Source organism: Streptomyces sp. BR1 (genome assembly GCF_052373795.1).
In the GTDB taxonomy this organism is placed as follows: domain Bacteria; phylum Actinomycetota; class Actinomycetes; order Streptomycetales; family Streptomycetaceae; genus Streptomyces.
Window position 1 is genome coordinate 6,432,728 of sequence record NZ_CM126252.1, and the last position, 23,772, is coordinate 6,456,499.

Annotated in this window: 22 protein-coding genes; 8 read left to right on the top strand and 14 right to left on the bottom strand. The window is 71.4% G+C overall.

All coding sequences use genetic code 11. The features are described from left to right. Nucleotides 1-43: 43 nt before the first annotated feature. Nucleotides 44-550, bottom strand: a complete 507-nt coding sequence (locus tag ACT1U9_RS28305) for a hypothetical protein (protein WP_444535447.1) — start codon at nucleotides 548-550, stop codon at nucleotides 44-46. Nucleotides 551-807: 257 nt separating this feature from the next. On the opposite strand from ACT1U9_RS28305, the gene ACT1U9_RS28310 reads away from it, so the two are divergent. Beyond that, nucleotides 808-3,288, top strand: a complete 2,481-nt coding sequence (locus ACT1U9_RS28310) for an ATP-binding protein (protein ID WP_444535448.1) — start codon at nucleotides 808-810, stop codon at nucleotides 3,286-3,288. Nucleotides 3,289-3,400: 112 nt separating this feature from the next. Here ACT1U9_RS28310 and ACT1U9_RS28315 read toward each other — a convergent pair whose 3' ends face one another. The 3 genes from ACT1U9_RS28315 to ACT1U9_RS28325 all read right to left on the bottom strand — a co-directional run bounded on the left by ACT1U9_RS28315 (nucleotide 3,401) and on the right by ACT1U9_RS28325 (nucleotide 8,802). Next, entirely contained in the window at nucleotides 3,401-5,101 is a 1,701-nt protein-coding gene (locus ACT1U9_RS28315) for a hypothetical protein (RefSeq protein ID WP_444539270.1), read from the bottom strand. A gap of 193 nt (nucleotides 5,102-5,294) precedes the next feature. Next, on the bottom strand, nucleotides 5,295-7,199 hold the full coding sequence (locus ACT1U9_RS28320; RefSeq protein WP_444535449.1) for an ABC transporter ATP-binding protein: 1,905 nt from the start codon (nucleotides 7,197-7,199) through the stop codon (nucleotides 5,295-5,297). 208 nt (nucleotides 7,200-7,407) lie between these two features. Beyond that, nucleotides 7,408-8,802, bottom strand: a complete 1,395-nt coding sequence (locus ACT1U9_RS28325; protein WP_444535450.1) for a DUF6777 domain-containing protein — start codon at nucleotides 8,800-8,802, stop codon at nucleotides 7,408-7,410. A 218-nt stretch (nucleotides 8,803-9,020) separates the two neighbouring features. Here ACT1U9_RS28325 and ACT1U9_RS28330 point away from each other — a divergent pair, with 218 nt between their 5' ends. Further along, the gene (locus tag ACT1U9_RS28330) at nucleotides 9,021-10,331 is read left to right on the top strand and encodes a streptophobe family protein (RefSeq protein WP_444535451.1); all 1,311 of its coding nucleotides are present in this window, start codon (nucleotides 9,021-9,023) and stop codon (nucleotides 10,329-10,331) included. A 111-nt stretch (nucleotides 10,332-10,442) separates the two neighbouring features. Here ACT1U9_RS28330 and ACT1U9_RS28335 read toward each other — a convergent pair whose 3' ends face one another. Genes ACT1U9_RS28335 through ACT1U9_RS28345 form a run of 3 tightly spaced genes read right to left on the bottom strand, consistent with a single transcriptional unit; the run spans nucleotide 10,443 to nucleotide 14,365 of the window. Further along, on the bottom strand, nucleotides 10,443-11,441 hold the full coding sequence (locus ACT1U9_RS28335) for a serine/threonine-protein kinase (RefSeq protein WP_444535452.1): 999 nt from the start codon (nucleotides 11,439-11,441) through the stop codon (nucleotides 10,443-10,445). After that, nucleotides 11,441-12,007, bottom strand: a complete 567-nt coding sequence (locus ACT1U9_RS28340; RefSeq protein ID WP_444535453.1) for a hypothetical protein — start codon at nucleotides 12,005-12,007, stop codon at nucleotides 11,441-11,443. The genes ACT1U9_RS28335 and ACT1U9_RS28340 overlap by 1 nt, the downstream gene beginning before the upstream one ends. A gap of 9 nt (nucleotides 12,008-12,016) precedes the next feature. Continuing rightward, complete coding sequence (locus ACT1U9_RS28345) at nucleotides 12,017-14,365, bottom strand: FHA domain-containing protein (protein ID WP_444539271.1); 2,349 nt, start codon at nucleotides 14,363-14,365, stop codon at nucleotides 12,017-12,019. A 47-nt stretch (nucleotides 14,366-14,412) separates the two neighbouring features. Here ACT1U9_RS28345 and ACT1U9_RS28350 point away from each other — a divergent pair, with 47 nt between their 5' ends. Next, nucleotides 14,413-14,811 (top strand): hypothetical protein, encoded by a 399-nt coding sequence (locus ACT1U9_RS28350; RefSeq protein WP_444535454.1) that lies wholly within the window; start codon nucleotides 14,413-14,415, stop codon nucleotides 14,809-14,811. A gap of 65 nt (nucleotides 14,812-14,876) precedes the next feature. On the opposite strand, the gene ACT1U9_RS28355 is transcribed toward ACT1U9_RS28350, so the two are convergent. The 3 genes from ACT1U9_RS28355 to ACT1U9_RS28365 are packed head-to-tail and all read right to left on the bottom strand — an operon-like array spanning nucleotide 14,877 to nucleotide 17,294. Continuing rightward, nucleotides 14,877-15,662, bottom strand: coding sequence for an amino acid ABC transporter ATP-binding protein (locus ACT1U9_RS28355; RefSeq protein ID WP_444535455.1), 786 nt, complete (start codon nucleotides 15,660-15,662; stop codon nucleotides 14,877-14,879). 7 nt (nucleotides 15,663-15,669) lie between these two features. Beyond that, the gene (locus ACT1U9_RS28360) at nucleotides 15,670-16,470 is read right to left on the bottom strand and encodes an amino acid ABC transporter permease (protein ID WP_444535456.1); all 801 of its coding nucleotides are present in this window, start codon (nucleotides 16,468-16,470) and stop codon (nucleotides 15,670-15,672) included. Continuing rightward, nucleotides 16,467-17,294 carry a transporter substrate-binding domain-containing protein gene (locus ACT1U9_RS28365; RefSeq protein WP_444535457.1) on the bottom strand — a complete coding sequence of 276 codons (828 nt, stop codon included), beginning with the start codon at nucleotides 17,292-17,294 and terminating at the stop codon, nucleotides 16,467-16,469. The genes ACT1U9_RS28360 and ACT1U9_RS28365 overlap by 4 nt, the downstream gene beginning before the upstream one ends. A gap of 223 nt (nucleotides 17,295-17,517) precedes the next feature. Between ACT1U9_RS28365 and ACT1U9_RS28370 the strand changes: the two genes are divergently transcribed. After that, the gene (locus tag ACT1U9_RS28370; RefSeq protein WP_444535458.1) at nucleotides 17,518-18,345 is read left to right on the top strand and encodes an SAM-dependent methyltransferase; all 828 of its coding nucleotides are present in this window, start codon (nucleotides 17,518-17,520) and stop codon (nucleotides 18,343-18,345) included. 177 nt (nucleotides 18,346-18,522) lie between these two features. Beyond that, complete coding sequence (locus ACT1U9_RS28375; RefSeq protein WP_444535459.1) at nucleotides 18,523-19,194, top strand: DUF6445 family protein; 672 nt, start codon at nucleotides 18,523-18,525, stop codon at nucleotides 19,192-19,194. Between the two features lie 17 nt (nucleotides 19,195-19,211). Here ACT1U9_RS28375 and ACT1U9_RS28380 read toward each other — a convergent pair whose 3' ends face one another. After that, on the bottom strand, nucleotides 19,212-19,988 hold the full coding sequence (locus ACT1U9_RS28380; RefSeq protein ID WP_444539272.1) for a putative protein N(5)-glutamine methyltransferase: 777 nt from the start codon (nucleotides 19,986-19,988) through the stop codon (nucleotides 19,212-19,214). A gap of 161 nt (nucleotides 19,989-20,149) precedes the next feature. Between ACT1U9_RS28380 and ACT1U9_RS28385 the strand changes: the two genes are divergently transcribed. Further along, nucleotides 20,150-20,473, top strand: a complete 324-nt coding sequence (locus tag ACT1U9_RS28385; protein ID WP_444535460.1) for a putative quinol monooxygenase — start codon at nucleotides 20,150-20,152, stop codon at nucleotides 20,471-20,473. A 28-nt stretch (nucleotides 20,474-20,501) separates the two neighbouring features. On the opposite strand, the gene ACT1U9_RS28390 is transcribed toward ACT1U9_RS28385, so the two are convergent. Continuing rightward, nucleotides 20,502-20,921: a hypothetical protein gene (locus ACT1U9_RS28390; protein WP_444535461.1), complete on the bottom strand. Its 420-nt coding sequence runs from the start codon at nucleotides 20,919-20,921 to the stop codon at nucleotides 20,502-20,504. A 148-nt stretch (nucleotides 20,922-21,069) separates the two neighbouring features. Between ACT1U9_RS28390 and ACT1U9_RS28395 the strand changes: the two genes are divergently transcribed. Next, on the top strand, nucleotides 21,070-21,789 hold the full coding sequence (locus ACT1U9_RS28395) for a class I SAM-dependent methyltransferase (protein WP_444535462.1): 720 nt from the start codon (nucleotides 21,070-21,072) through the stop codon (nucleotides 21,787-21,789). Between the two features lie 165 nt (nucleotides 21,790-21,954). Beyond that, nucleotides 21,955-22,140, top strand: a complete 186-nt coding sequence (locus ACT1U9_RS28400; RefSeq protein WP_444535463.1) for a hypothetical protein — start codon at nucleotides 21,955-21,957, stop codon at nucleotides 22,138-22,140. Here ACT1U9_RS28400 and ACT1U9_RS28405 read toward each other — a convergent pair. Together ACT1U9_RS28405 and ACT1U9_RS28410 are read right to left on the bottom strand one after the other, a co-directional pair. Beyond that, nucleotides 22,124-23,365 (bottom strand): RNA polymerase sigma factor, encoded by a 1,242-nt coding sequence (locus ACT1U9_RS28405; RefSeq protein ID WP_444535464.1) that lies wholly within the window; start codon nucleotides 23,363-23,365, stop codon nucleotides 22,124-22,126. The genes ACT1U9_RS28400 and ACT1U9_RS28405 overlap by 17 nt on opposite strands. Further along, nucleotides 23,362-23,715, bottom strand: coding sequence for a YciI family protein (locus tag ACT1U9_RS28410; RefSeq protein WP_444535465.1), 354 nt, complete (start codon nucleotides 23,713-23,715; stop codon nucleotides 23,362-23,364). Before ACT1U9_RS28410 ends, ACT1U9_RS28405 begins: the two co-directional genes overlap by 4 nt. Nucleotides 23,716-23,772: the final 57 nt, after the last annotated feature.

Below are 23,772 nucleotides of genomic sequence, written 5' to 3' on the forward strand. Positions count from 1 at the left end.
GTGCGGCAACCATGACTAGGGGCCGGGATCCTGGAAACGTGCGTCAGGCGTGCGCCGGCCAGGACAGGGTGACGCTGCCGCCCGTCGGGAGTGCGTGCCAGCTCGCGGCGAACTCGTCCAAGCGCGCCAGTATGCGCTCCACCACAGGCGACTTGAGGACGGCGGGATCCACCCGGGAGAACCACGACGGCGGCTCGGCAAGGTGGCCCGCCCTCAACTCCCACAGCGGCTGGCACACGGAGGCCAGTTCCTCGGAACGGGCCATATCGGCGTGCTCGGCCGCACTCGGCGGGCGCTTCGCTTCATGACGCGCCTGGCGCTTGCGCGCCGCCGGGTCGGTCGGCCAGAAGATGTTGTTGCGCCCGGCGGCGATCCGCCCGAAGGCACCACCGGACAGCCGCGCCTCGGCCTCGACCAGGAAGTGGACGGCGTCATGCGGCAGGTGGTCGTGATAGCCAGGGCCCTGCCGTGGCGCCAGTTCCGGGCCGTGCTCGCGGACGACCGTCATGAGATAGCGGCGGCCACCGAGCTTGGTGAACGTCACGTTCATGAGGGGCAACGTATCCGGCGCTACCGGCACACCACACATGGATATTTGCGACATCGCTGAACGCTGTCTCGGGCAAGACGGTTTGCACCGTGGCCAGTGAGGCCGAACGCGAGGAGCAGGCTTGAGAGCCATAGGGTCAGTCACCGCCGCCCCGCAGATCGATCGAACTCGCCCCCCATCAGGCAGAGCGTCGACTACCGAACCAGCCCCCCGCTCTCTACCGTGGCATCGGTGATTCACTCGGGTGTGGGGGAGCCATGGAAGCTGAGCTGACGGCGCTTGCCGTGTCGGGGGCGACGACGATGGTGACGCTCATGGTGTCGGACGCCTGGACGCAGGCCCGGGGGCGGCTGGCTCGGGTGTTCAGCCGGGGCGGCGGGGACGACGACACGGGTCGGCTGGTCGATGAGTTGCAGGCATCGCGCGAGGAGTTGCTGGCCGCTCGTGCGGCGGGGGATGACGAGGGGGCCGCCGACATCGAGGAGCAGTGGCGGCTGCGGATCCGTCGGATGCTGCGGGCGGATCCCACCGCCGCGCAGGAGTTGCGGGAGTTGCTGGGCGAGCTCGGCGCTTCGTCGCGCGGCGTGCGCAACGAGCTGTCGGGGGTGGTGCACGGGCCGAGCGTGCAGGCCGCGCAGATTCACGGCGGCATCACCTTCCACGTACAACCGCAGCCGTCGCCCGGACCGGACGTCACACCGGACGAAGTCCCGCCCCTGGTCGTCGACTTCATCAACCGTACGAAGGACATCGCGGCCCTCGATGACTGGTTCGGGGCCGAGCGGAATGACACCTCCGCGAGAGTGCGCTTGGGGCTCGTCTACGGGATGCGGGGCGTGGGCAAGACGTCGATGGTCTGTCATTGGGCGGAACGCGGACGGGATCTGTTCCCCGACGGCCAGATCTATGTCGACTTCGCCCCGTTGGGCGGGCTGTCCGGCGGCGGGGACGTCTCCGATGCCGTGCGCAGCTGCCTCGTCTCCATCGGCGTCGACGAGTCCGCGATCCCGCAGGCCATGGACGCCCGTATCGCACGGTTCCGTACGCACTCGGCGAGCCGTCGGATGCTGGTCGTGCTCGACAATGTGAGCCACCCCGCGCAGGTCAGATCGCTGATCCCCAAGGGTCGGGGGAGTGTGCTGCTGGCCACGAGCAACGCCCGGCTCGGTGAACTCGCCGTGGAGGGCGCCAAGTTGCTGCCCCTTGAGCCGTTGGACGCGGAGGGCGGACTGCATCTGCTCGCCGGTACGTGCGGGGCCGACGCGGTGGAGGCGGAACGGTCGGCCGCCGAGCGGCTTGTCGAGCTGTGCGGCGGGTTGCCGGTGGCGCTCAGTGTGCTGGCGGCTCGGCTGGTCACCACGCCGGGGCTGACCATGGCGCGGCTCGCCCGTGAACTGGCCGATGTGCCCGACCCGTTGACGGAAATGACCGTGGGGTCCGCGTCATCCGTCAGGGAGGAGCGTTCGGTGGCCGCTGTCTTCGATCTCACGTATCGCGAGCTCGCTCCGGAAGCGGCCCGGATGTACCGCCTGCTGTCGCTCCTGCCCGCCCGCACCTTCGACGCGGGCACAGCGGCGGTCGCCGCCGACATCACCACGGCGGCTGCCCGCGTGCAGCTCGACACATTGGAAGAGCTGCGCCTCCTCGACGTGGAACCGGAGGACGGCCGCTACCGCTTCCACGGTCTCGTACGTCTGCATGCGCGCCGGTGTGCCGCGCGAGAGGAGGCGGACGGGATCCAACTGGACCTGGTACGGCGGGTGTTGAGGCACTATCTGGCACTCGCCGCCTTCGCCGACCGGGCGATCCGGGAGGACCGGCTGCGGGTGGCCGAGCTGGGTGCGCTGCTGCGTGACGCACCCGATCCGTTCGCGGGCGAGGGTGGACCGGATCCGCTGGACTGGCTGGAGGCCGAGCGCCACAACATCCTCGACATGGTGCGGGCCGGGGCGCGGCACGGCCTCGCCGATCTGGTGTGGCCGCTGGCCGAGGCGTACACCGTGCTGTTCCTCCACCATAGGCACCTGGCGTCCTGGAAGGAGTCCCTGGAGCTGGGGGCAGAGGCGGCGGCCGCGTGCATGGAGCCCGCGGCCGAGGCGCGGCTGCGCAGTCTGCTGTCGCGGCCGCTGATGGACCTCGGTGAGTACGACGCGGCGCGCGCCCAGCTGGAGGCGGCGGTCGCCTGCGCCGAGGTGTCGGGGAACGCGAGGGTGTGCGCCTCGGTGCAGGAGTTCCTGGGCCGGTACTGGGAGCGCTTCGACCTCGACCGCGCGATGGCGGCGTACCGGCGTTCCCTCGAACTCAACACGGGGGCGGATGAGTTGCGCGGTGCGGCCATCGCGTCGTACTTCCTGGGCTGCGCCCAGGACGCGCACGGCGAGCACGCCTTGGCTCTGGAGACCCTGCGCGGTGCGCACCGGGCGCTGCTCGACTGCCGCGACGCGAGGATGGCGGCGCGCGCGACGATCGCCCTCGCCTTCGCCCATGACCACCTTGGCGACACCGACCGGGCGATCGCGGCCCTGACCGAGGCGGCCGCCGCGCTGCATGAGCAGAAGGCGGACCACTACGAGGCGCAGGCGCTGGTGGCGCTGGCCGCGATCGAGGAACGGACGGGCCAGGAGCCGTCGGTCGTCCGCGCTCATCTGGCCAGGGCTCTGGAGATCTACGAGTCGCACGGCAACCCGGAGGCGCAGGCGCTGCGGGAGCGGGTGGCGGGGCTCGACGACGCGGGGTGAGCGCGGACGGGGTGCGGTTGAGGCGCGCGAGCTGCTTTACGAGCCCTCGCCCCGGGGACCGTAAAGCAGCCAGAGTCGTCAGCATGAGGGCTCCGGCCCGCAGACCGAGTTGTCAGCAAGAAGGCTCCGGCCGTAGCCGCACCACCACATCCTCCTCGCGTACGTCCCCGATCCGCAGCGTCACCACCGCGTCGTCCAGGGAGAGTTCGGCCCGCAGGCAGGTGTAGACGACGGCGGCCGTCAGGCCCGGGTCGCCGAGCGAGCCGGTGGCCGTGGCCTCCACCATCCGCCCGTCCCGCAACCCCACCACAGTGGTGCCGCCGCGCACCGGGGCCGCGGCCAACAGGCTGCCGGGGAAACGGTCGAGCGTGTCGCGCACCCAGCGCACGGCGGCCGACGCCGTGTCCGTCGGGGGCTGCCGGACCAAGACCGACGCGCTCTCCGTGAGGCGCCCGTCGCGCTCCTGGACGTCGCAGGCGAGATGGACGTACGTGTCCGGCGCCTCCCCGACGTCGTCGGAGACGGCGGCGGGGCGCCGCCGCAGCGTCATGGCCGGGCGCCCCGCAACCGACGCGGTCATCGATGTGGTGACCACCCAAGACGTGACCGCCGCCCCCACCGGGTCCGGCAGGGGCGGGGCGAGCACCGGCGGCGGGGTGTCCGTGGGTTCCGGCTGCCCCATGAGCTGGTACATGCAGGTCCGCAGCCGGGTCAGCGCCTCCCCGGGGGCGGCGAACGCGCGGTCGGCGATCTCCGCGTACCGACCTGAAGTGTGCGTACGCAGGGTCTCCTCGATCTGGCCGCGCAGATCGCCGTGCGGGTCGAGGCGGGGCGCGCTGCGGCCGAGGTCGGTGACGGCCGTGCCCGGTACGGCGTCCTCCCCGAACGCGCCGAGCAGTACCGGTTTGCCGAGCGCGGCCCCGTACAGCGTGACCGAACCATGGTCGCCGATCACCACCGACGCGGCGAGCAGCGCGGAGCGCCACGCGTGCACCGGGGAGATGAGCATCAGCCCGGCGTCGAGGGCGGCGGCCTGGAGCGTACGGATCTGCCAGGCGCCGTGGCCGGACCAGATGTTGGGGTGGAGGATCGCGGCCACGCGGTACTCGTCGCAGGGCAGTTCGGCCAGGAGTCGGGCAGGCAGGTGGGGGAGTCCACCGAGTAGTGACGTGGCGCCCCAGGTGGAGCTCACCACCACCAGCCGCTGCCCGTCCGCGACTCCCAGTGCTCGGCGGTACGCCTCGGCGTCGTCGAGGCCCGCGCGGAGTTCGTCGAAGCAGGGGTCGCCGACGAGCAGGGTGTGCCCTGACGCCTTCGGGTGCGCGGCGAGCAGCTGCTCCTCCTGGCCGGGGTGCGAGACGGCCAGCCAGGCGCGGCCCGCTTCGAGCAGCGGGTCCGGCACGACGCCCGACAGCCGCTCGCGCGCGGAACGCGAATCCGGCACGAACTTCTGGAACCCGATGCCGTGCGGCAGGACCAGGACCGGGCAGTCGCCGTCCGGGACCTCGATGTTCTCGCTGGCGGAGACGATGAGGTCGGGCGAGACCGCGCTCAGCTGCGACCAGGGCATGACCCGGCATCCGGCGTCGTGCAGGAGGTCGAGGACGCCGTCGTTGAAGGCGGACGTGGGGTCGTACGCGAAGACGACGGTCACTTTCTCGTCGCCGCGCAGCAGGGCGGGCAGGCACTCCAGTACGCGTACGGTCGAGGTGACCGTGCGCGCGGCTACGACGAGCGTCTTCTCGCCGCGAAACGTGCTCCAGCGGTGGGCGTCATCCCCGACGGGTACGCGAAGGGGCTGGCTAGCGTGCATGGCCACCCCGAAACGCTACGCGCAGCCCGCCCCAAAGCCCCGCGCGGCTCGCGGCTCGCGGCTCGCGGCTCATCGTCGGCTTAGCGCACATCGGATGGGGTGACAACCCTTCAGGGATCGGGTGGTGGTGCGGTCGGAGGGATCTACGGTACCGGGGGCCGCCCGGACTGGCCGGGCGGCCCCCGCCGCCGCGCTAGCGGTCCTGGGACAGCGCGTGCAACTCGCTGAACAGGCCGCCGGAGTGCAGCAGATCCTCGTACGTGCCCTGCTCGGTGATCCGGCCGCGTTCCATCACCACGATGCGGTCCGCCATCCGGGTGTTCTCGATGCGGTGCGTCACGACGATCGTGATGCGGTCGCGCGCGATGCCCTTGAGGACACTGAACATCCGGTGCTCACCGCGCGCGTCCATCTCCGACGTCGGCTCGTCCAGGATCAGGACCGGCGGACGGCGGTACAGCGCGCGCGAGCACGCGATGCGCTGCCACTGCCCGCCGGAGAGCTCGCTGCCGCCCCACAGCTCGCGGGCCAGCAACGTGTCCAGGCCGCGCGGCAGTTCCTCCACCGCCTCGCGCATCCCGACCGCGTCGACGGCGTCCCAGACCGGGTCGTCGTGGTTGGTGCGGGGCTGGCCGAGCGTGATGTTCTCCCGCACGGCCAGCGGCCACTGGCCGAAGAACTGCGGGACGAGCCCGGTGCGCCGCCACACCGTCTCCGGGTCGGCGGCGGCCACGTCGACCCCGTCCCACACCACCCGGCCCTTGTCGGCGAGGTACAGGCCGGTGATGAGCCGGGTCAGGGTGGACTTGCCCGAGCCGTTCTCGCCGACCACCGCGACGACCTCGCCGCGCCGCAGAGTGAGTGAGACCCGGTTCACGGCGGGGGTCGCCTTGTTGGGGTACTGGTAGACGACCTCGTCGAGCCGGATCTCCTTCGGTTGCTCCGGTGCGGCCAACTCGCCGCGTTTCGGGGCGCGTTCGGTCGCGAAGTCGAGGAACGAGCGCATGTCGGCGAGGTACAGACTGGTGTGGAACATCGCGGCGCCGTAGGTGACCACCTGCGACAGCGCCGCCAGCGAGCTCTGTACGGCGACGACGGCGGTCGCGGCCACACCGAGACCGACCCGGCCGGTCACGGCCAGCCACGCGAGGGTGGCCCAGGTGGCGAGGAGGAAGGCGCCGCCGAGGGCCGAGGTGGCCAGGGAGATACGCAGCAGCCGGGGCGCCATGGCGAGGGTGCGGCGGTCGATGCGTTCGGACAGGGACCGGTACCAGAACATCAGATAGCCGGTCATGCCGTTGGCCCGCACCTCGTCGGCGAGTTTGGGCGTGGTCGCCCACCAGCGCATCATGCCGCGCACATTGCGGTCGCCCACATTGGCGTAGTGCGTCTCGTAGTCGACCCGCGCCGACATGACCGCGCCCGCCCCGGCGGGCAGTACGGCGAGTACGAGCAGGCCCAGCATCAGGGGATGCAGCACGGTGAGGACGCCTGCGGCGGCGGTCATGCGGATGACGGCCGCCATGAAATGCTGGGCGTCCTTCACCATCAAGTTGGTCCGCATCACGCCCATTTCGGCGGCCTCCTGCCGGTCGGCGAACCCCTCCTCGCCGTACGCGGACGCCTCCACCCGGCACACCGCCTCGACCATGGCGGCGTCGGCGGCCGTTGTCAGCGGCGGGGTGATCCTGCCGTCCGCGTACGAGGAGAGGGCGGAGGTCACGCGCGCGACGGCCACTGCGAGCGCGATGACGACCAGGGCCGGTAACGCGGCGTCGAGCCGGTCGGCCGCCCGGCCGTCGCCCAGGATCGGCCGCATCGCGCGCGCTGTCGCGCCGAGCAGCAGCGCCGCCGCGAGGCCTGTCACCGCCTGGCAGACCACCAGCAGGACCACCGCGCCCCGGTCGATCCGCCACGCCATCCGGCACGTCTGACCGAGGACGGACGGCAGCCGGGAACACATATGGCGGAACGACGCCTCCCCGAGCGGGTTCTTCCCGAACGAGCCCGAGAAGGTGATCTCGGTGGGCGGGGGCGGCTCCGGTGGTGCGCTGTTCGAACTGCGGTCGGTCTCGGCGGCGCTGCGGGACGGCTGCATGACGGCTCCTCGGTCGGCTCTCGCGGAACGTGACACCTGCCTAACGCTGCTGATCAGCGTGGCGTAACGGCCAGTTCTCGATCGGAAGTTCGACTTTCGGGGCATGATGCTTGGGAGGACTGGGCAGCGTGCCGGTCATCCGTAGTTCGAATCACTCGTGTGGGGTTGGGTACTCCGATCCGGGGATTGCCGGGCGGGCAGCTGAGGGTCAGTAACCTCCGGGAGCGGAAGCCGGCGGTGTTGTCGCGGGAGCGTACGGCGTCGATGCCCCGGGTGAGGCCGAAGGCGCTTGCGTGGATGGGGAGTTGGACTCCGGGGACGGTGACGGTGTCGCGGTCGTCGGCGCGCACAGTGTGGGGGTGCCGGTCGACGACGACGGGTAGGGGGAGCACGGCGGAGGCGCGCTCGGCGACTCGTACGTCTGCGAGGGCGGCGTGGTCTTCTTGTCGCCGCCGCCCTTGTCGCCCTTGTGGCGCTGGAACCATTCGTCGTGGTCCGGGTCGAACATCACGAAGACATCGACCACTTGGGTCGAGGGCGCGACCACGGCGACGTTCGACGGGCGGTACGCCGGCCAGGAGTCGCCCGTCGGCTTGGGCGTGCCCAGTTGGGCGATCGGCGGGGTCAGCGGATTGCCGCAGGCGCAGCGCACCCGGGGCACGCCCCGGTCGTCCACGAGGACGGCGGTGCCCGCCTGGAGTACGGCCTGGTAGGCGGTGGGGGAGCCGTCGCGGTAGCCGTGGTTGGTCACCCGGGTGTCGACGCGGAGCTGTACGGGAGTGAGTGCGCGGAGGTAGCGGGGTACGTCGTCCGGGCCGATGCCGAGGACGGAGGCGAACGCCTTGGTCTTCGCCGGGTCCGTCCCGAGCGCGGTGATCTGCTTCTCGACGTCGCAGCTCGCCACGTTCCGCGTACCGCCGTAGAGACCCGGCGCCGAACCGTCCACGCCGCGCGTCACGTTGGCGGACGCCGACGTGGACGAGTTGGGCAGGGACGGGGGGCTCGGGGGCGGTGAACCGGTCCGTGCCGTGGAGGGTGTGAAGGGCTCCGGGCCGTCCTTGCCCGCCGCCTGGAGGAAGACCTCGCTGTTGGCCCCCTTGCCGCCGCCGGAGCCGCCGGGGCGGGTGAAGACGATGATCAGCGCTACGGCGGCTACTGCTGCGGCGGTCATCAGGGCGATTCGGGGGGCGGAGTGCCACCAGGGGCGGGCGTCGCCCGCGCCACGGTTCGGGGGGCCTTCGCCTTCGCCTTCGCCTTCGCCTTCGCCTTCGCCTTCGCCTGGGCCGGTGGGGCCACCGGGACCTCCTGGGCCGTCCGGGCCGCCTGGGCCTTCGCCCGAGCCCCGGTCCGGGCCGCCGGGGCCGGTGCCTGGGCCACCAGGTCCGCCTGGTCCGCCTCGGCCGCCCGGGCCGTACGTCCCGCCGCCCGTGTCGGCCGCGATCGTGTCGTCGTGGCCGCCGTCGTCGTGGGCGCCCCCGCTGGTGTCGCCCTCGCCCGGGCCGCTCGGTGGGCCTGTGGTCGGGCCCGGGCGGGACGGGTCGGAGAGGGGGCCGGACGGGGGGCCGGTGGGGCGGCCGGACGGGGGCGGTTCGTCGTCGCTCACGAGCTCTTCTTCCCAGGTCGGGGGCCCTGCGGGGACGCGGGGCGCGCGCCACAGGGACGAACGGGACGCCTCCGTACGACGGCGGGGGGAATCACGTATGACATCCGGTTCGTCCTCGGCCTGCCCATTGTGTGTACCGGGCCCGCCGCGCCCGCAAGCCGACGCGGTCGGCCCTCCATGACGGGCGGTACTCGCCGCGGCTGCTTAGCGTGACAGACGTGAGCCAGGAGACACCGCCGGATACGTCCGCGAAGCCAGGACGCGCCCGCCACGGCTGGGGCGAGGCGTTCGTGGCGGTGCTCGGCGGGCTGGTCGCCATGGCGGTCGTCGCCGCGCTCGGCCTGCTCGCGGCCGGTGCGGGGGATCTGCCCGACAATGCGTTCCCGCAGGTCGTGGGGGCGGTCCTGGTGATGGCGGTTGGCGGTTCCGTCGCCGTCAAGGGCGACGCCGGTGTGCTCGCCGATACGCACGCCGGGCTGACCGTGCTGCCGCTCTCGGTCACGCTCGTCGGCGCGCTGGTGATCGCCGCCGGATTCCTGCGGCCCCTGCGGCACCGGGCCGTCGCGGGCGCCCGCGAGCTGGCCCTCTGGGCCGCCCGGGTCGCCGTGCTGTGGCTGCTCGCGCTGCTCGGCCTGTCGTTCCTGGCCCGCCACCGGTTCGCGATCGGGCTCGGTGGCACCATCGGCGACATCGGCGACCTCCTCGGCGCCACGCCCAAGGTCGGGTTCGAGGCCGAGGTGTGGCCCACGCTGTTCTTCGGGCTGTGCTGGCTCGCGGGCCTGCTCTTCCTGGCCCTGCTGGTCTCGCGCAAGGCCCCGCTCCCCGCCCAACTGCTGCGTTTCCAGGAGTCGGTACGCCCGGCCGCCTTCGCGATGGTCGCCCTGCTCCTGGCCTATGTCCTGATCGGGTTGGTGGTCGGCCTCATCGTCGCCGTGGCCAGGGGGCACACGGCCGAGACGTTCGCCGTGATCCTGCTCGGCCTGCCGAACCTCGTCTGGCTCGCGCTCACCCTCGGGCTCGGCGCCTCGTGGGAGGGCCGGGTGGACGGCCCGTTCGGACTGCCCATGCCGCACGTCCTGGACGAGGTGCTGCGTACGCCGGACCTCTCCACCCTGAACCTGCGCACCCTGGCCGACCACGACGGCCGGGTGTGGTGGCTGCTCGTGGTGGCCGCGCTGCTGGTCCTGGGCGCGGGATTCCTGATGGCCGCCCGCTCCCCGGCCTACGTACGCTCCTGGCAACACGCCCTGCACCTGGCGATCGCCCTCGCCCTCACCGTCCTCGCCGTCTGCCTCCTGTCCCGGATCTCCGCCCACTACGGCCTGTCCCTGCTGGGAATCGGCGACATCGGCGGCGGCCTCGCGGGCCAGGTGTCCCTACAGCCCCACGTGTGGCGAGCGATGGGTCTCGCGGTGATGTGGGGGTTGGTGGCGGGCTTCCTGGGGAGCCTGCTGGCGAGAGGCGTACGCCGGAGAGGTGAGGTGGCCCCAGTGGTCGACGAGGCCCCAACGTCGGGCAGCACCCTCTAGGCGCACGGCGCGTGGTCGGCCCGGGCTCAACGTCTGGCAGCGCGATTCAGGGGCGCGGGGAACTGCGCGACAAGCCACACACAACCCGCACCCAAACGACCAGCGGCGCACTCAGTGCCGGGGCGCGATAAACACAGCCCGAGCCCACTCCGGAGGCTGAGGCGGCGGCTCCACAGCCTCCGGCGCAGCAACGACCCGAAGATCGACCTGGGTCGGCGCATGGCCCCCGCCCGCAGAGCCGACGGCAGCGGCCCGCAACGCAGAGACGAACGCAAGACAAGACCCGTACCGATCCTCCGGCAGCTTGGCCAGCGCCTTGGCCATGACCCCATCCACCGCCCCCGCGAGCTGCGGACGGCTCTCGGTGAGCGCCGGCGGCCGATCGTACTGATGCGCCCACAGCAGCGCCATGTCGTCGTCCCGCCGGAACGGCGGCGCCCCCGCCAACATCTCGTACACCACGCACGCGAGGCTGTACACATCGCAACGGCCGTCCACCGGACGCCCGGAGATCTGCTCCGGGGCCACATAATCGAGCGTGCCGACGAACTGGCCGACCGTAGTGAACCCGGTCAGCGACAGCGACTTCTTGGTCAGCCCGAAGTCGGTGAGGTAGACGTGCTCGGGGTGCTCGCTGTCGGTGCCCGGGGCCACCAGGATGTTGCCGGGTTTGACGTCCCGGTGGACGAGGTCGTGCGCATGCGCCGCGTCGAGCGCCGACGCCACCTGCGCCGCGATACGGGCCGCCGTCGGCAGCGGCAGCGGGCCCTCCTGGTCGAGCAGCGCGCGCAGGTCGCGCCCCGAGACGTATCGCATGGCGATGTACAGCACGCCATCCGTCTCGCCCGCCTCGAAGATCGGCACGATGTGCGGATGGTCGATCGCGGCGGCCACCCGTGACTCGTGCGTGAAGCGCTGCCGGAACGTGTCGTTGCGGGCCAGTTCGGGTGCGAGCAGCTTCAGCGCGACCGTGCGGTCGAGCCGCAGGTCACGGGCCCGGTAGACCACGGCCATCCCGCCGCGCCCGATCTCCGCCTCGACCCGGTACCCGGCGATCTTCCGCCCGATGAGGTCGGAGGGCCGCCCGGTGTACACACCGTCGGGAGCCATCACACGTCACCGGGCCCGACGATCCGGGTGGCGTCGGTCGGGCCCACGGCGGAGTCGGGAGACGACTCACCAGTCCCCGATGGCCGTCCCGTCGTCGCATACGTGCTGAGCCGCGTCCCGTCGCAGTACACCCACCGCTCGTGCTCCGCGTCGTACAGCCACACCGCCTCGCCGTCGACGATCATGCCGACCCGCAGTCCCTGGGTGTGCTGCCGGAACGACTCGCCGTCGAGGCGGCCCGCGGCCAGCTCCTCCGCCGCGCTGCGGTAGCGGATCATCATGTCCTGGGCCCGGGCGAGGAGCGGTCGCGGGTCCGCCGTACGGGCCAGGGGCGCACCCGGGACCGGCGGATCCTGCGGGACGGCGACCAGGAGGCGGCCGTCCACCCACGCCGACCAGTCGTTGGCGCACACGATCCGCGCCCAGTCGCCGTGCCGCTCGGCCAGCCGTACGGGCAGCAGCGCGTCCAGCGGAACCGTGGGGCGCCCCGGGTCCGGGCTCTCCCAGGCCGAGAGCCCGCCGGGCGGGACGACGTGCGTGGGGCGGAAGTCGACCGGAGCGGTCATCGTGGCCGCCTACTTCCGCATCACGGACGGCTCGTGGCGCCGCAGCAGGCGCGCGACCGCGAAGCCGAACAGTACGGAAAGGGCCACCAGCATGCCCATGTTGAGCAGCCACACGCCCGTGTCGTGTTGGAACAGCGGGTCGCCGGTCAGGTCGCCCGGCAGGATCCTGGCCAGCCCGATCGTGCCCGCCATCGCGCCCAGCGCCCAGCGCGACGGCACCAGCCACGCCAGCTGCTCGATGCCCGGCACGCCGTGGAGCTTCAACAGCGCGCCGCAGAAGACCACTTGGACGATGGCGAGCAGCACCAGCAGCGGCATCGTGACCTCTTCCTTGCGCACCAGGGCCGAGACGAGCAGGCCGAGCATCATCGCCGTGAACGCCAGCAGGGCCACCGCCGCCGTGATCTCCACCAGCGGCGGCATGAGCACGCCCTTGCCGCTGGGTGCGTTGAGCCGTACGCCGAACAGGCCGACCAGGGTCAGGACGACGGCCTGGAGCACGGTGACCGTCCCCAGGACCACCACCTTGGACATCAGATACGCCGATCTGGACAGGCCGACCGCCCGTTCGCGCTGATAGATCACCCGCTCCTTGACCAGCTCCCGTACCGCGTTGGCGGCTCCCGTGAGCACACCGCCGACACACAGGATGAGCAGCGCGTTCATCGCGGTCTCGCGGGTCAGCTCGCCGCCCGCCAGCGCTCTCGCCATGGCGCCCATCACGAAGGGCAGCGCGATCATGATGGCGAGGAACGTCCGGTCGGCGCCGAGCGCGGCCGCGTACCGGCGTACGAGAGTGCGCAGCTGGGCGCCCCAGCTCTGGGCCTTCGGCGGCGGTCCCACGGTCCGGGCGGGCACGGCCCCGTCGAGGTGCGGCTGGGCGCTGGCGGCGACGACGTAACGCCGGTGCAGCGGCGAGCCGTCGTACTCGCCCGCCCAGTCGCGGTCGCGGTCCCGCTCGAAGGCCTCGAACGCCTCCGGCCACTCGGCGAAGCCGAAGAACGGCAGGGTCTCGCGCGGCGGCCCGTAGTACGCGATCCGGCCGCCGGGCGCGAGCACCAGCAGCCGGTCGCAGACGTCGAGGCTGAGGACACTGTGCGTGACCACGATGACCGTACGGCCGTCGTCCGCGAGCCCTCGCAGCATGTGCATCACCGAGCGGTCCATGCCGGGGTCGAGGCCGGAGGTGGGCTCGTCCAGGAAGAGCAGGGACGGCTTGGTGAGCAGTTCCAGGGCGACGCTGACGCGTTTGCGCTGGCCGCCGGAGAGGCTGTGGATGGGCTGGGCCGCGCGCTGCTCCAGGCCGAGTTCGCCGATGACCTGGTCGACCCGGGCGCGGCGCTCGGCCTTGGCGGTGTCCTGCGGAAAGCGCAGTTCGGCGGCGTAGCCAAGCGCCCGGCGGACGGTCAGCTGGGCGTGCAGGATGTCGTCCTGCGGGACGAGGCCGATGCGCTGGCGCAGCTCCGCGTAGTCGCGGTAGAGGTCGCGGCCGTCGTAGAGGACCGTGCCCCGGTCGGCGGGCCGCTGGCCGGTCAGGGCGTTCAGCAGGGTCGACTTTCCGGCGCCGCTGGGGCCGACGACGGCGAGCAGGCACTTCTCGCCGACCGGGAACGACACGTTGTCGAGCAAGGTCTTACGGCCCCGGTCCACGGCGACCGTCAGGTCCTGCACATCGAGCGAGACCTCGCCGGTGTCCACATATTCCTGGAGCTCGTCGCCGACCAGGCAGAACGCCGAGTGGCCGACGCCGACGATGTCGCCCGGCGCGACCCGGGCGCGGGCGACGGGCTGGCCGTTGAGGAAGGTGCCGTTGTGGCTGCCGAGGTCGACGATCTCGTAGCCGCCGTCCGGGTGCGCGCGCAGTTCCGCGTGCCGACGCGAGACCACCAGGTCGTCGACGACGAGGTCGTTGTCGACGGCGCGGCCGATCCGTACGGTCTTGGCGGGCAGCGGGCGCACCGACGTCGGCTGCCGGAAGGCGCCCGTCGCGGATGGCATGGAGACGGCCGAAAGCCGCTCCGGGGCGTGGACGGGCGGTGCGCGGCCCACCAGGACGGCGCGCGGGCCGTCGGCGGGGCTGCCGAACCGGATCTCGCTGCCCGGGCCGACGTCCCACGCGTGGACGCGCCGGCCGTCGGCGTACGTTCCGTTGGTGCTGTCCTCGTCCTCGACGGTCCAGTGGCCTGCCTCGGCGCGCAGTACGGCGTGGTGCCAGGACACGCGCGCGTCGTCGATGACGATCTCGCTGAGGGGGTCGCGCCCGACGTGATAGTCCCGGCTCGGACTCATCACCGTGGAGCCGGTGTCGGTCTCCAGGACGAGTTCGGGCGCCGTCGGTACGGCCGACCGCTCTCCCATGGGGTGACCCATGGGGTGAATTCTACCGATCCACCCCTTTTCGCGCCTTGCGGTGGCGGCCCCTGCACTGCACCGGCGACCCCGTGCAGTACGGGAACGACGTGCTGCTCGGCGCGTTCCGCACCGCCGGTGGCGCACCCGGCCCGATCACCCGGGCCGCCGCCATGATGAACACCGCGATCTACGACGCGGAGAGCTCGTACCAGCTGCGCCGGCACACCATGGCCTCCGACCCGTACCTCAAGGCGATCAACTACGGGTTCGGTTTCGAAGGGGCGGCCGCCTGGTTCTGGGCCAATGACGCCAACGGCACCTTCAAGCCGCCGGGGCAGCCGCTCGACACGACCGCGCGGGTCGCCAAGGACCGCAATCTGACGCTGTATCAGAACGCCCGGCTCTTCACGCTGGTCTCGGTCGCCATGGCGGACGCTGTCGCCGGGTCCTGACCCGGCGACAGCGGGCGGCGCCCGCCCCCGGACCGCCGGGGCGGGCGCCGCTCACGTATCGCAGATCAGCTGTCCTCCGGGGGCAGATGCGACGTCGGCCGGTCCGCGGCCGACGGGTCGAGGATGCGGTTGAGGAAGTTCCTGGTCCGCTCCTCGCGCGGGGCGCCGACCACCTGCGCCGCCGGGCCCTGCTCGACGATCACGCCGCCGTCCATGAACACCACCCGGTCGGCGACCTCGCGGGCGAAGCTCATCTCATGGGTGACGACCATCATCGTCATGCCCTCGCCCGCAAGCACCCGCATCACCGCGAGGACATCGCCGACGAGCTCCGGGTCGAGCGCCGAGGTCGGCTCGTCGAAGAGCATCACCTCGGGGCCCATGGCGAGCGCCCGGGCGATGGCGACCCGCTGCTGCTGGCCGCCGGAGAGCTGCGCCGGATACGCGTCGGCCTTCTCGGCGAGCCCCACCCGGTCCAGGTTCTCCCGGGCGACGGCCGCCGCCTTCACCTTGTCCCGGCGCAGCACCCGGCGCTGCGGCAGGATCAGGTTCTCGGTGACCGTGATGTGCGGGAAGAGGTTGAACTGCTGGAAGACCATGCCGATACGGCGGCGCACCGCGTCGATGTCGACGTCCAGGTCGGTGACCTCGGTGCCGCCCACGTACACCTGGCCCGCGCTCGGCTCCTCCAGCAGGTTGACGCACCGCAGCAGCGTCGACTTGCCGGAGCCGGAGGGGCCGATGACGCACACCACCTCGCCCCGGGCGACCTCCAGGTCGATGCCGCGCAGCACCTCGTTGTCGCCGAACGACTTGCGCAGCCCGCGGATCTCGATCTCGTTCTGTGGCATCGCTTCCTCACCTCGCCCGGTCGGCGCGGGCCTCTAGGCGGCGCACCACGAAGCTCAGGGGCACGGTCACTATCAGGTAGCACAGCCCGGCGACCAGGATCGGGGTCGAGTTGGCGCTCTCGCTGGCCAGGTCGCGGCCGTACTTGGTGAGCTCCCGCTCCTCCAGGGTGACCCCGAGGAACAGCACGAGCGAGGAGTCCTTGAAGAGCAGCACCAGTTCGTTGGTCAGCGGCGGGATGACGATACGGAACGCCTGCGGGATGATCACCGAGACCATGGCCCGCGCGTGCGAGAACCCCAGCGAGCGGGCCGCCTCCATCTGGCCCTTGGGCACCGCCTGGATGCCCGCCCGGATCGTCTCGGCCATATAGGCGGCGGCGACCAGACCGAGTCCGAGGGCGACCTTTCCGTACGTACCGCCGGGGATCTCCGTGCCGGGGAACGCCAGCGGGACCGCCACCCCCACGAAGATGAAGATCAGCAGGGCGGGCAGTCCCCGGAACAGCTCGATGTAGATGCTCGCGACCCAGCGGTAGGGCGCCACCGACGACAGCCGCATCAGCGCGACCACCAGACCGAGCACCAGGCCGAAGACGAAACCGGAGAGGGTGTAGACGACGGTGTTGCGCAGGGCGGTGGTGATGATGTCCGGGAAGAGCTTGCGGATGAGGTCCGGCTGCGCGAACTGGTTCTGCAGCCTGCCCCAGTCGGCCAGCACACCGATGGTGATCAGCACGCCGAGGAAGACGGCGTACTGGATGCCCTGCGAGACGCGCCTGCGCTGACGCCTCGTCAGGCGGGACGTCACGACCGGGCCTTGGGAAGCGGGCCGATCCACTCCTCGTACAGCTTGTTGTACGTGCCGTCCGCCTTGGCGTCCGTGATGGCCTTGTTGATGGCGTCGAGCAGCTTGGTGTTGCCCTTCTTGACCGAGAAGCCGTACTGCTCACCGGTCGAGATGTTCTCGCCGAGCGCGAACTCGTCGGCGTTGGCCTTGTTCTTGAGCCAGCCCTGGACGACCGGGTAGTCGATGATGACGGCGTCGACCTGGCCGGTGCGCAGCCCGTTGAGCACCGCGTCCGAGCTCTCGAAGGCGACCGGGTTGAAGCCCTTGCCCTTGGCGTAGCTCTCGCCGGTGGTCTCGGCCTGGGCGCCGAGCTTCTTGCCCTTGGCCTTGAGGTCGGCGAGCGAGGTGACCCCGCTCTTCTTGGTGGCGAGCAGCGCCTGGGTGGCGTCGAAGTAGGGCATGGAGAAGTCGACGTTCTTCTTGCGCTCGTCGGTGATGGTCATACCGGCGGCGGCGAGGTCGCACTGGCCCGAGTTGAGGAAGGCGCCGGTCTTGAAGTTCTCGAACGGAGTGTCGAGGATCTTCTGTTCGACCTTGAGGTTCTTGGCCACGAGGTCGATGAGGGACACGTCGAACCCCACGACCTTGCCGTTCTGCTCCGACTGGAAGGGCGGATACGGCAGATGGGTGCAGGTGGTCAGCTTGCCCTTCTTGACCACCGGAACACCGCCCGCGGCCTCCCCGGAGCCGCCGCCCGACGAAGAGCAGCCGGCGACCGCGAACAGCACTGCCGCGGCTGCTGTGGCGGTGGCGGATGTACGGATACGGTGAGCCGTCCTGGTCACGGTTGACCTCCATGGATACGGGGGTGGCTGAGGAGCGGAACCGTTCAGCCATGATCGTATGAGACTGGGGGTCACTTCGCCCGGGAACCCGGCAGGCGCGCCGATGACGTCATCCGTACACCCGGAGTTCGGGCAGGCGGGGGAGGGGTATCGGCGACACGGCTCAACTTGGCCATCTAGGCTGATCATTGACAGTCCACCAGGCCCCCAGGAGACGACGCCCGTGACCGACAACCCGGCACACCTCGATGCTCCCGAGCACGTCCGGAGCAGGATCAACACCGCCCAGCCGCACACCGCCCGGATCTGGAACTACTGGCTGGGCGGCAAGGACAACTACGAGGTCGACCGGGCGGTCGGCGACCAGATCCGCGAGCTCCACCCGGGCATCGGCGACTACGCCCGCGCCGACCGGCTCTTCCTCGGCCGCGCCGTGCGCCACCTCGTCGCCGACCGGGGCATCCGCCAGTTCCTCGACATCGGCACCGGTCTGCCCACCGCCGACAACACCCATGAGGTGGCCCAGCGGATCGCGCCGGAGTCCCGGATCGTCTACGTCGACAACGACCCGCTGGTGCTCGCGCACGCCCGCGCCCTGCTGACCAGCACGCCCGAGGGCCGCACCGACTACCTCGACGCGGATCTGCGCGACGTGGACTCCATCCTGGAACACGCCGCCAAGACCCTGGACTTGAGCCAGCCGGTCGCGCTGATGCTGCTCGGCGTCGTCATCTTCATCGGGGACGACGAGCAGGCGTACGGCCTGGTGCGCAACCTGATGGACGCGCTCGCCCCCGGCAGCTTCCTGGTGCTCTCGCACACCGTCACCCACCCGGACATGCCGGACGTCGACGAGGCCGTGGCGTTCTGGAACGAGCACGGCACGCCCAAGCTCACCCAGCGCACCCCGGAGCAGACCGCCCGCTTCTTCGACGGCCTGGAGATCCTGGAGCCGGGTGTCGTCTCGTGCTCGCGGTGGCGGCCCGAGGACACGTCGGCGCCGGAGCCGGACGAGGTGGCCATGTTCGGCGGCGTCGGCCGCAAGGCCTGACCCTCTCCGGGCCCGCTCCTGGCGGGGAATTGGTGCTGCCTTTGCCATTGCGGGGACCTCCCATGAGGAAGTCCCCGCAATGCGCCATTCGTCACGGGAAGTGTTTCGCCGCCCCTTGACGCAAGGTTGACCAAGTCGCGCACGGCGACCGGGGGTTACGGAAGTAGGTTCGGCGATATGCCCCCCAACCCTTCCGCACTCCCGGTGCTCCCCTATCGCAAACCCACGCTCGGCCGGGACTATTGGGTCCTCGACGACGTCCTGCCCAATGTCGACGAGGTCCGCGCGCGCTGTCTGGCCAAGGACGACTGGGTCGAGGGATACCCCCGCAAGCCCGAGACCTGGCCCGGCATGCGCACCATGCCCGGTCTGGAACCCGCCGAACTCGGCCGGGTGGAGCGGCTGGTGAGGAAGTCGACCGGTGCCCGCGAGCTCTGGCTCCAGCAGGCACCGGGCGGCGCCACCCTCAACCACAACTGCGTCCAGGTCGTCGGCAAGGACGAGAGCGAGCAGCGCCCGCACACCGACTCACGGGCGCTGTGCCGGTACGCCGCGGTGCTCTATCTCAACCCCGATGTGCCGAAGGACTGCGGTACGAGTTTCTTCCGGCAGAGCCTGCCCGGCGGCGTCCTCGGCGGCAACCAGGTGGCGGCCCCGCACAACAACCTGGCCGAGGCGCTCGGCACCCGGTTCGTGCCGCCGAACTCCTTCACCGAGGACGTCCGCGTCGCGCACAAGTACAACCGGCTGCTCCTGTACAGCGCCAACATGATCCACAGCGCGACCAATTACTGGGGGAGCACCATGGAGGACAGCCGGATGACGGCGGTCTTCTTCTGGATGGCGTGAGCCTGCGCTGACGGATTTCAGGGTCTGGTCGCGATGACGACCGTGGCGTACAGCTCGTCGCAGGTCGTCACGCGCGGCACCAGGCCGCCCCGGGTCACCGTCTCGACGGCGGTCGGCACCTGGCGCTCGCTCGTCTCGAAGAGCAGATGCCCGCCCGGCGCCAGCCACCCGGCCGCCTCGGCGGTGACCCGCCGCAGCACGTCGAGCCCGTCGCCGCCGCCGTCGAGCGCGACCCGCGCCTCATGGACGCGTGCCTCCGAGGGGAGCAGTTCGATCTCCTCGGTCGGTACGTACGGGACATTGGCGAGCAGGATGTCCACCCGGCCGCGCAGTGCGGCGGGCAGCGGCGCGAAGAGGTCGCCCTCGTAGACGTGGCCCCCGGCGGCGCCGACGTTGCGCCGGGCGCAGGCCACGGCCACCGGATCGATGTCCGCCGCGTGCAGTTCGGCGCGCCCGATCCCCGCGACGAGCGCCGCGCCCAACGCGCCCGAGCCGCAGCACAGATCGACCACGACCGCGCCCGGCCCGGCGCGCGCCACGGCCTGCTCGACCAGGAATTCTGTACGCCGCCGGGGCACGAACACCCCCGGGTCCACCTCGACCCGCACCCCCCGGAACTCCGCCCAGCCCAGGACGTGTTCGAGCGGCAGCCCCTCGGCCCGGCGCCGCACCATGGCGTCGAGCTCGGCCGGGGTACGTGCGGTCGACAGCAGCAGTTCCGCCTCGTCCTCGGCGAAGACACAGCCGGCGGCGCGCAGCCGCGTGACGACGGCGGAGTGGGGAAGTGCGGTAATGGGTCTCACCTGGGGTTCGGCGGGCGGAGGACTGCTTGGCGGCGGCAACAGTACCCCCGGCCTATGCGCAGCGCCGAGCGATTAACCACGCACGGGCCACGCCTGTACGGCACGGCGACGCTTAGGCAACGCTTATGCACGCGCCTGCTTAGAATGTCTGGATGATCTTTATTTGCGTCAAGTTCGCCGTGAAGCCCGAGTACGCCGAGGAGTGGCCCCAGCACGTCGCGGACTTCACCAGCGCGACCCGGGCCGAGCCGGGCAACCTCTGGTACGAGTGGTCCCGCAGCCTGGAGGACCCGAACACGTACGTCCTCGTCGAGGCGTTCCAGGACGGCGCGGGCGAGGCCCATGTGGACTCCGACCACTTCAGGGCCGCCATGGAGACGATGCGCCCGCTCCTGCGCCGCACTCCCGACATCGTCAGCACGACGATCGAGGGTGCGGCGGGATGGAGCGAGATGGGTGAGCTGAAGATCGGCTAGTTCCGGCGTCGCCGGAGTGCGGTGGCCGTCACTTCACGGTGACGGTCACCGTCGGCGACGTGGTCGTGCCGTCCATGACCCGCAGCTCTTCCTTGGCCTTGGCGGTGAACTTGTGGTCCAGTGAGTAACTGCTGCCCTGCTTGATGGTGGTGCTGGGCTGCAGGGTCGTCCACTTGCCCTTGTTCTTGTGCTGGAGCACGACCTTGCTGCCTATGGCCAGGCCCTTCGACCGGCCGGTGAAGGTGACCGTGTCGCCCACCTTGACGTCGGTCTTGCTGGCCCTGATGGTCAGCGAACTCGTCGCCGCCGAGGCGTGCTTGCTGCCGCTCGGCGTCGGTTTGGGCGTGGCGGCGGTCGCGATTCCCGTGGCTCCACCGGCCACCAGGGCGAAGGACAGGGCACCCACTGCTGCCATCCGGGCACAGCGGTTGCTCAGAGTGGATTTCACGATGGTTTCTCCCGTCTCGGCCGACTCCCCAATAGGCCAATTCGTAACCTTTTCCGAGGTTATCCATGGATACGCGGATTCGGCGACCGGTGGCGTCGCGCCCCCGCGCTGACCAGGCTCGCTGTGTACCGCCCCTATGCTGAGGGCGATGTTCGCTCCCCAGGGCCCCACCGTCCGTGAACTCGCCGTTCAGGCGCTGTCGTCGGTCGAGCACGGCTACGACCTGCTGGCGCCGAAGTTCGACCTCACTCCGTACCGGACGCCCGATGTCGTTCTGGACGCCGTCGCGCATGCGCTGAGTGAGCTCGGCCCCGTCGACTACGGGCTCGACCTGTGCTGCGGCACGGGTGCGGGCCTGGACGTGCTGCGGCAGGTGTGCCGCGAGCGGGTCGTGGGGGTCGACTTCAGTGCGGGGATGCTTGAGGTGGGCCGGGCCCGTGCCGACGTCGCCGGTCGTACGGACTGGGTGCGGGCCGATGCCCGCGCGCTCCCGTTCTCGGCGGCCTTCGACCTCGTCGTCAGCTTCGGCGCGTTCGGGCACTTCCTGCCCCGGGAGCGGCCGGGCCTGTTCGCCCAGGTCCGCTCGGTGCTGCGGCCCGGCGGCCGGTTCGCGTTCCCGATCGCGGCGCCGCCCCGCCCCGGCTCGGCGGGTTACTGGGCACTGCTCGCCTTCGACTCGGCGATGCGGGTGCGGAACGCGGTGTGGCGGCCCCAATTCGTCATGTACTACCGGGACTTCAAGCTCTCCGCGGTCCGCGAGGAGCTGATCCGCGGGGGGTTCTCTGTGGAGCTGCGTGAGCTGCCGGAGGTGGGGCGCCGCGCGGACGGCACCCCGCGCTGCCGTCTGGTGGTCGCCACGGCCGTGTGATCGGGGGCGTGTCACCTGCGGCAATGACACCCGGTGACCGCATCGGTGGCGTCGGGTGAGCATCGGTCGTAGCGTGACGGAGGTGCTTTCCACCGGGCCGGCGTGTGCCGCGGCGGTCCGGTGCTCGACAGACTCGGGGTCACGAGGTGAACACCCTTGCCCTCCGTGCACTTTCCTCTGATGCTGCCGCTCGCCGCAGCCGCCTTCTTCCTCTGGCGCAAAGGCGGCACCAAGCTCTCCCACGCGCTGATCTGCGCGGGATTCGGTTTCTACTTCGCCGACACCGCCGCCGCGCCGTCGCTGCACAGCGCGGTCAACTCGGTCGTCGGCATGCTCAGCCAGCTGGGCTGAGCCCGTCCCGGCGCCCGGCGAGGAACGCGCGCTCGGCCGCGTTGTCGGTACGGGCCATCGCCTCCTCGTACGCCCGCGCCGCCTGAGTACTGCGGCCGAGCCGCCGCAGCAGATCCGCGCGTACGGCGTGGAAGACGTAATAGCCGTCCAGGTCAAGGCCGTCCACGAGCGCCAGCGCCTCGGCGGGGCCCTCGGTCTCGGCCACGGCGACCGCGCGGTTGAGCGCGACGACCGGGCTCGGCGCGAGCGCGAGCAACTGGTCGTAGAGCCGCAGGATCTGACCCCAGTCGGTGGCGGCGGCCGTCGGCGCGTCGCTGTGCACGGCGTGGATCGCCGCCTGGATCTGGTACGGGCCCGGCCGGTCGCGGCGCAGACACGCGCGGACGAGCCCCTGCCCTTCGGCGATGAGAGCCGCGTCCCACAGCGTGCGGTCCTGGTCGGACAGGAGCACCAGCTCCCCGTCCGGGCTCGCGCGGGCGGCCCGGCGCGACTCGACGAGCAGCATCAGCGCGAGCAGCCCCAGGACCTCCTCCTCGTCCGGCATCAGCTCGGCGAGCAGCCGCCCGAGCCGGATCGCCTCCGCGCACAGGTCCTCCCGTACGAGCCGGTCGCCCGAACCGGCGCTGTATCCCTCGTTGAAGATCAGGTAGATCACGGCGAGGACCGCTCGCAGCCGCTCCGGAAGATCCGCTTCGTACGGCACGCGATACGGGATCCCGGCGTCCCGGATCTTCGCCTTGGCCCGGACGAGCCGCTGGGCCATCGTCGGCTCCGGCACCAGGAACGCCCGGGCGATCTCGGCCGTGGTCAGGCCGCCGAGCAGCCGCAGGGTGAGGGCGACGCGGGCGCCGGTGGCGAGGGCGGGGTGGCAGCAGGTGAAGATCAGCCGGAGCCGTTCGTCGCGCACGGGTCCCTCCTCGGGCTCCTCGTCCTCGGCCCGCCCGGCCCGGAGCAGGGCCGCCCGCGCCTGCCGGTCGGCCCGGGAGGCCTCCCGGCGCAGGCGGTCGATGGCCCGGTTGCGGGCGGTGGTGATGATCCACCCGGCCGGGCTCGGCGGCACCCCGGCCACCGGCCACCGCTCCAGCGCGGTGGTGAACGCGTCCTGGACCGCCTCCTCGGCGATGTCGATGTCGCCGAAGACACGGACCAGGACGGCGACCGCGCGGCCGTACTCGGCCCGGAAGACGCCCTCGACGGACGGGCCCGGCGGCGTGCCGGTCGTCACTCCCCGGCCCCGCCCATGAACGGCCGCACCTCGATCGGCAGCGTCGTCGCCTCGGCGGCCTTGCGGCCCCAGCGCAGCGCGGCGTCCAGATCCGGCGCGCTGACGATGCACAGCCCGCCCAGATACTCCTTGCTCTCCGCGTACGGGCCGTCCGTCATCAGCACGTCGCCGTCCTTGACCCGCAGCACGGTGGCCGTGGCGGGGGAGTGGAGTCCCCCGGCGAACACCCACGCACCGGCCGCCTTGAGCTCGTCGTGGAAGCTCTCCACGTTCCGCATGATCCCTGCCAGGACCTCGGGCGCCGGCGGCGTTCCCTCGGGCTGCATGACGCTGAGCAGATACCGCTGCATGGTGTCCTCCTCGGCCGCACGACCGGCGCCTTGCCGGTCTCTCACCCTCTATACGAA

Bases quoted from the DNA above. Each gene is read 5' to 3' on its own strand.
- ACT1U9_RS28410 (WP_444535465.1), bottom strand. From the start codon at position 23,715: ATGCAGCGGTATCTGCTCAGCGTCATGCAGCCCGAGGGAACGCCGCCG.
- ACT1U9_RS28305 (WP_444535447.1), bottom strand. From the start codon at position 550: ATGAACGTGACGTTCACCAAGCTCGGTGGCCGCCGCTATCTCATGACG.
- ACT1U9_RS28310 (WP_444535448.1), top strand. From the start codon at position 808: ATGGAAGCTGAGCTGACGGCGCTTGCCGTGTCGGGGGCGACGACGATG.
- ACT1U9_RS28340 (WP_444535453.1), bottom strand. From the start codon at position 12,007: ATGACCGCTCCGGTCGACTTCCGCCCCACGCACGTCGTCCCGCCCGGC.
- ACT1U9_RS28375 (WP_444535459.1), top strand. From the start codon at position 18,523: ATGCCCCCCAACCCTTCCGCACTCCCGGTGCTCCCCTATCGCAAACCC.
- ACT1U9_RS28320 (WP_444535449.1), bottom strand. From the start codon at position 7,199: ATGCAGCCGTCCCGCAGCGCCGCCGAGACCGACCGCAGTTCGAACAGC.
- ACT1U9_RS28395 (WP_444535462.1), top strand. From the start codon at position 21,070: ATGTTCGCTCCCCAGGGCCCCACCGTCCGTGAACTCGCCGTTCAGGCG.
- ACT1U9_RS28335 (WP_444535452.1), bottom strand. From the start codon at position 11,441: ATGGCTCCCGACGGTGTGTACACCGGGCGGCCCTCCGACCTCATCGGG.
- ACT1U9_RS28355 (WP_444535455.1), bottom strand. From the start codon at position 15,662: ATGCCACAGAACGAGATCGAGATCCGCGGGCTGCGCAAGTCGTTCGGC.
- ACT1U9_RS28315 (WP_444539270.1), bottom strand. From the start codon at position 5,101: ATGCACGCTAGCCAGCCCCTTCGCGTACCCGTCGGGGATGACGCCCAC.
- ACT1U9_RS28345 (WP_444539271.1), bottom strand. From the start codon at position 14,365: ATGGGAGAGCGGTCGGCCGTACCGACGGCGCCCGAACTCGTCCTGGAG.
- ACT1U9_RS28385 (WP_444535460.1), top strand. From the start codon at position 20,150: ATGATCTTTATTTGCGTCAAGTTCGCCGTGAAGCCCGAGTACGCCGAG.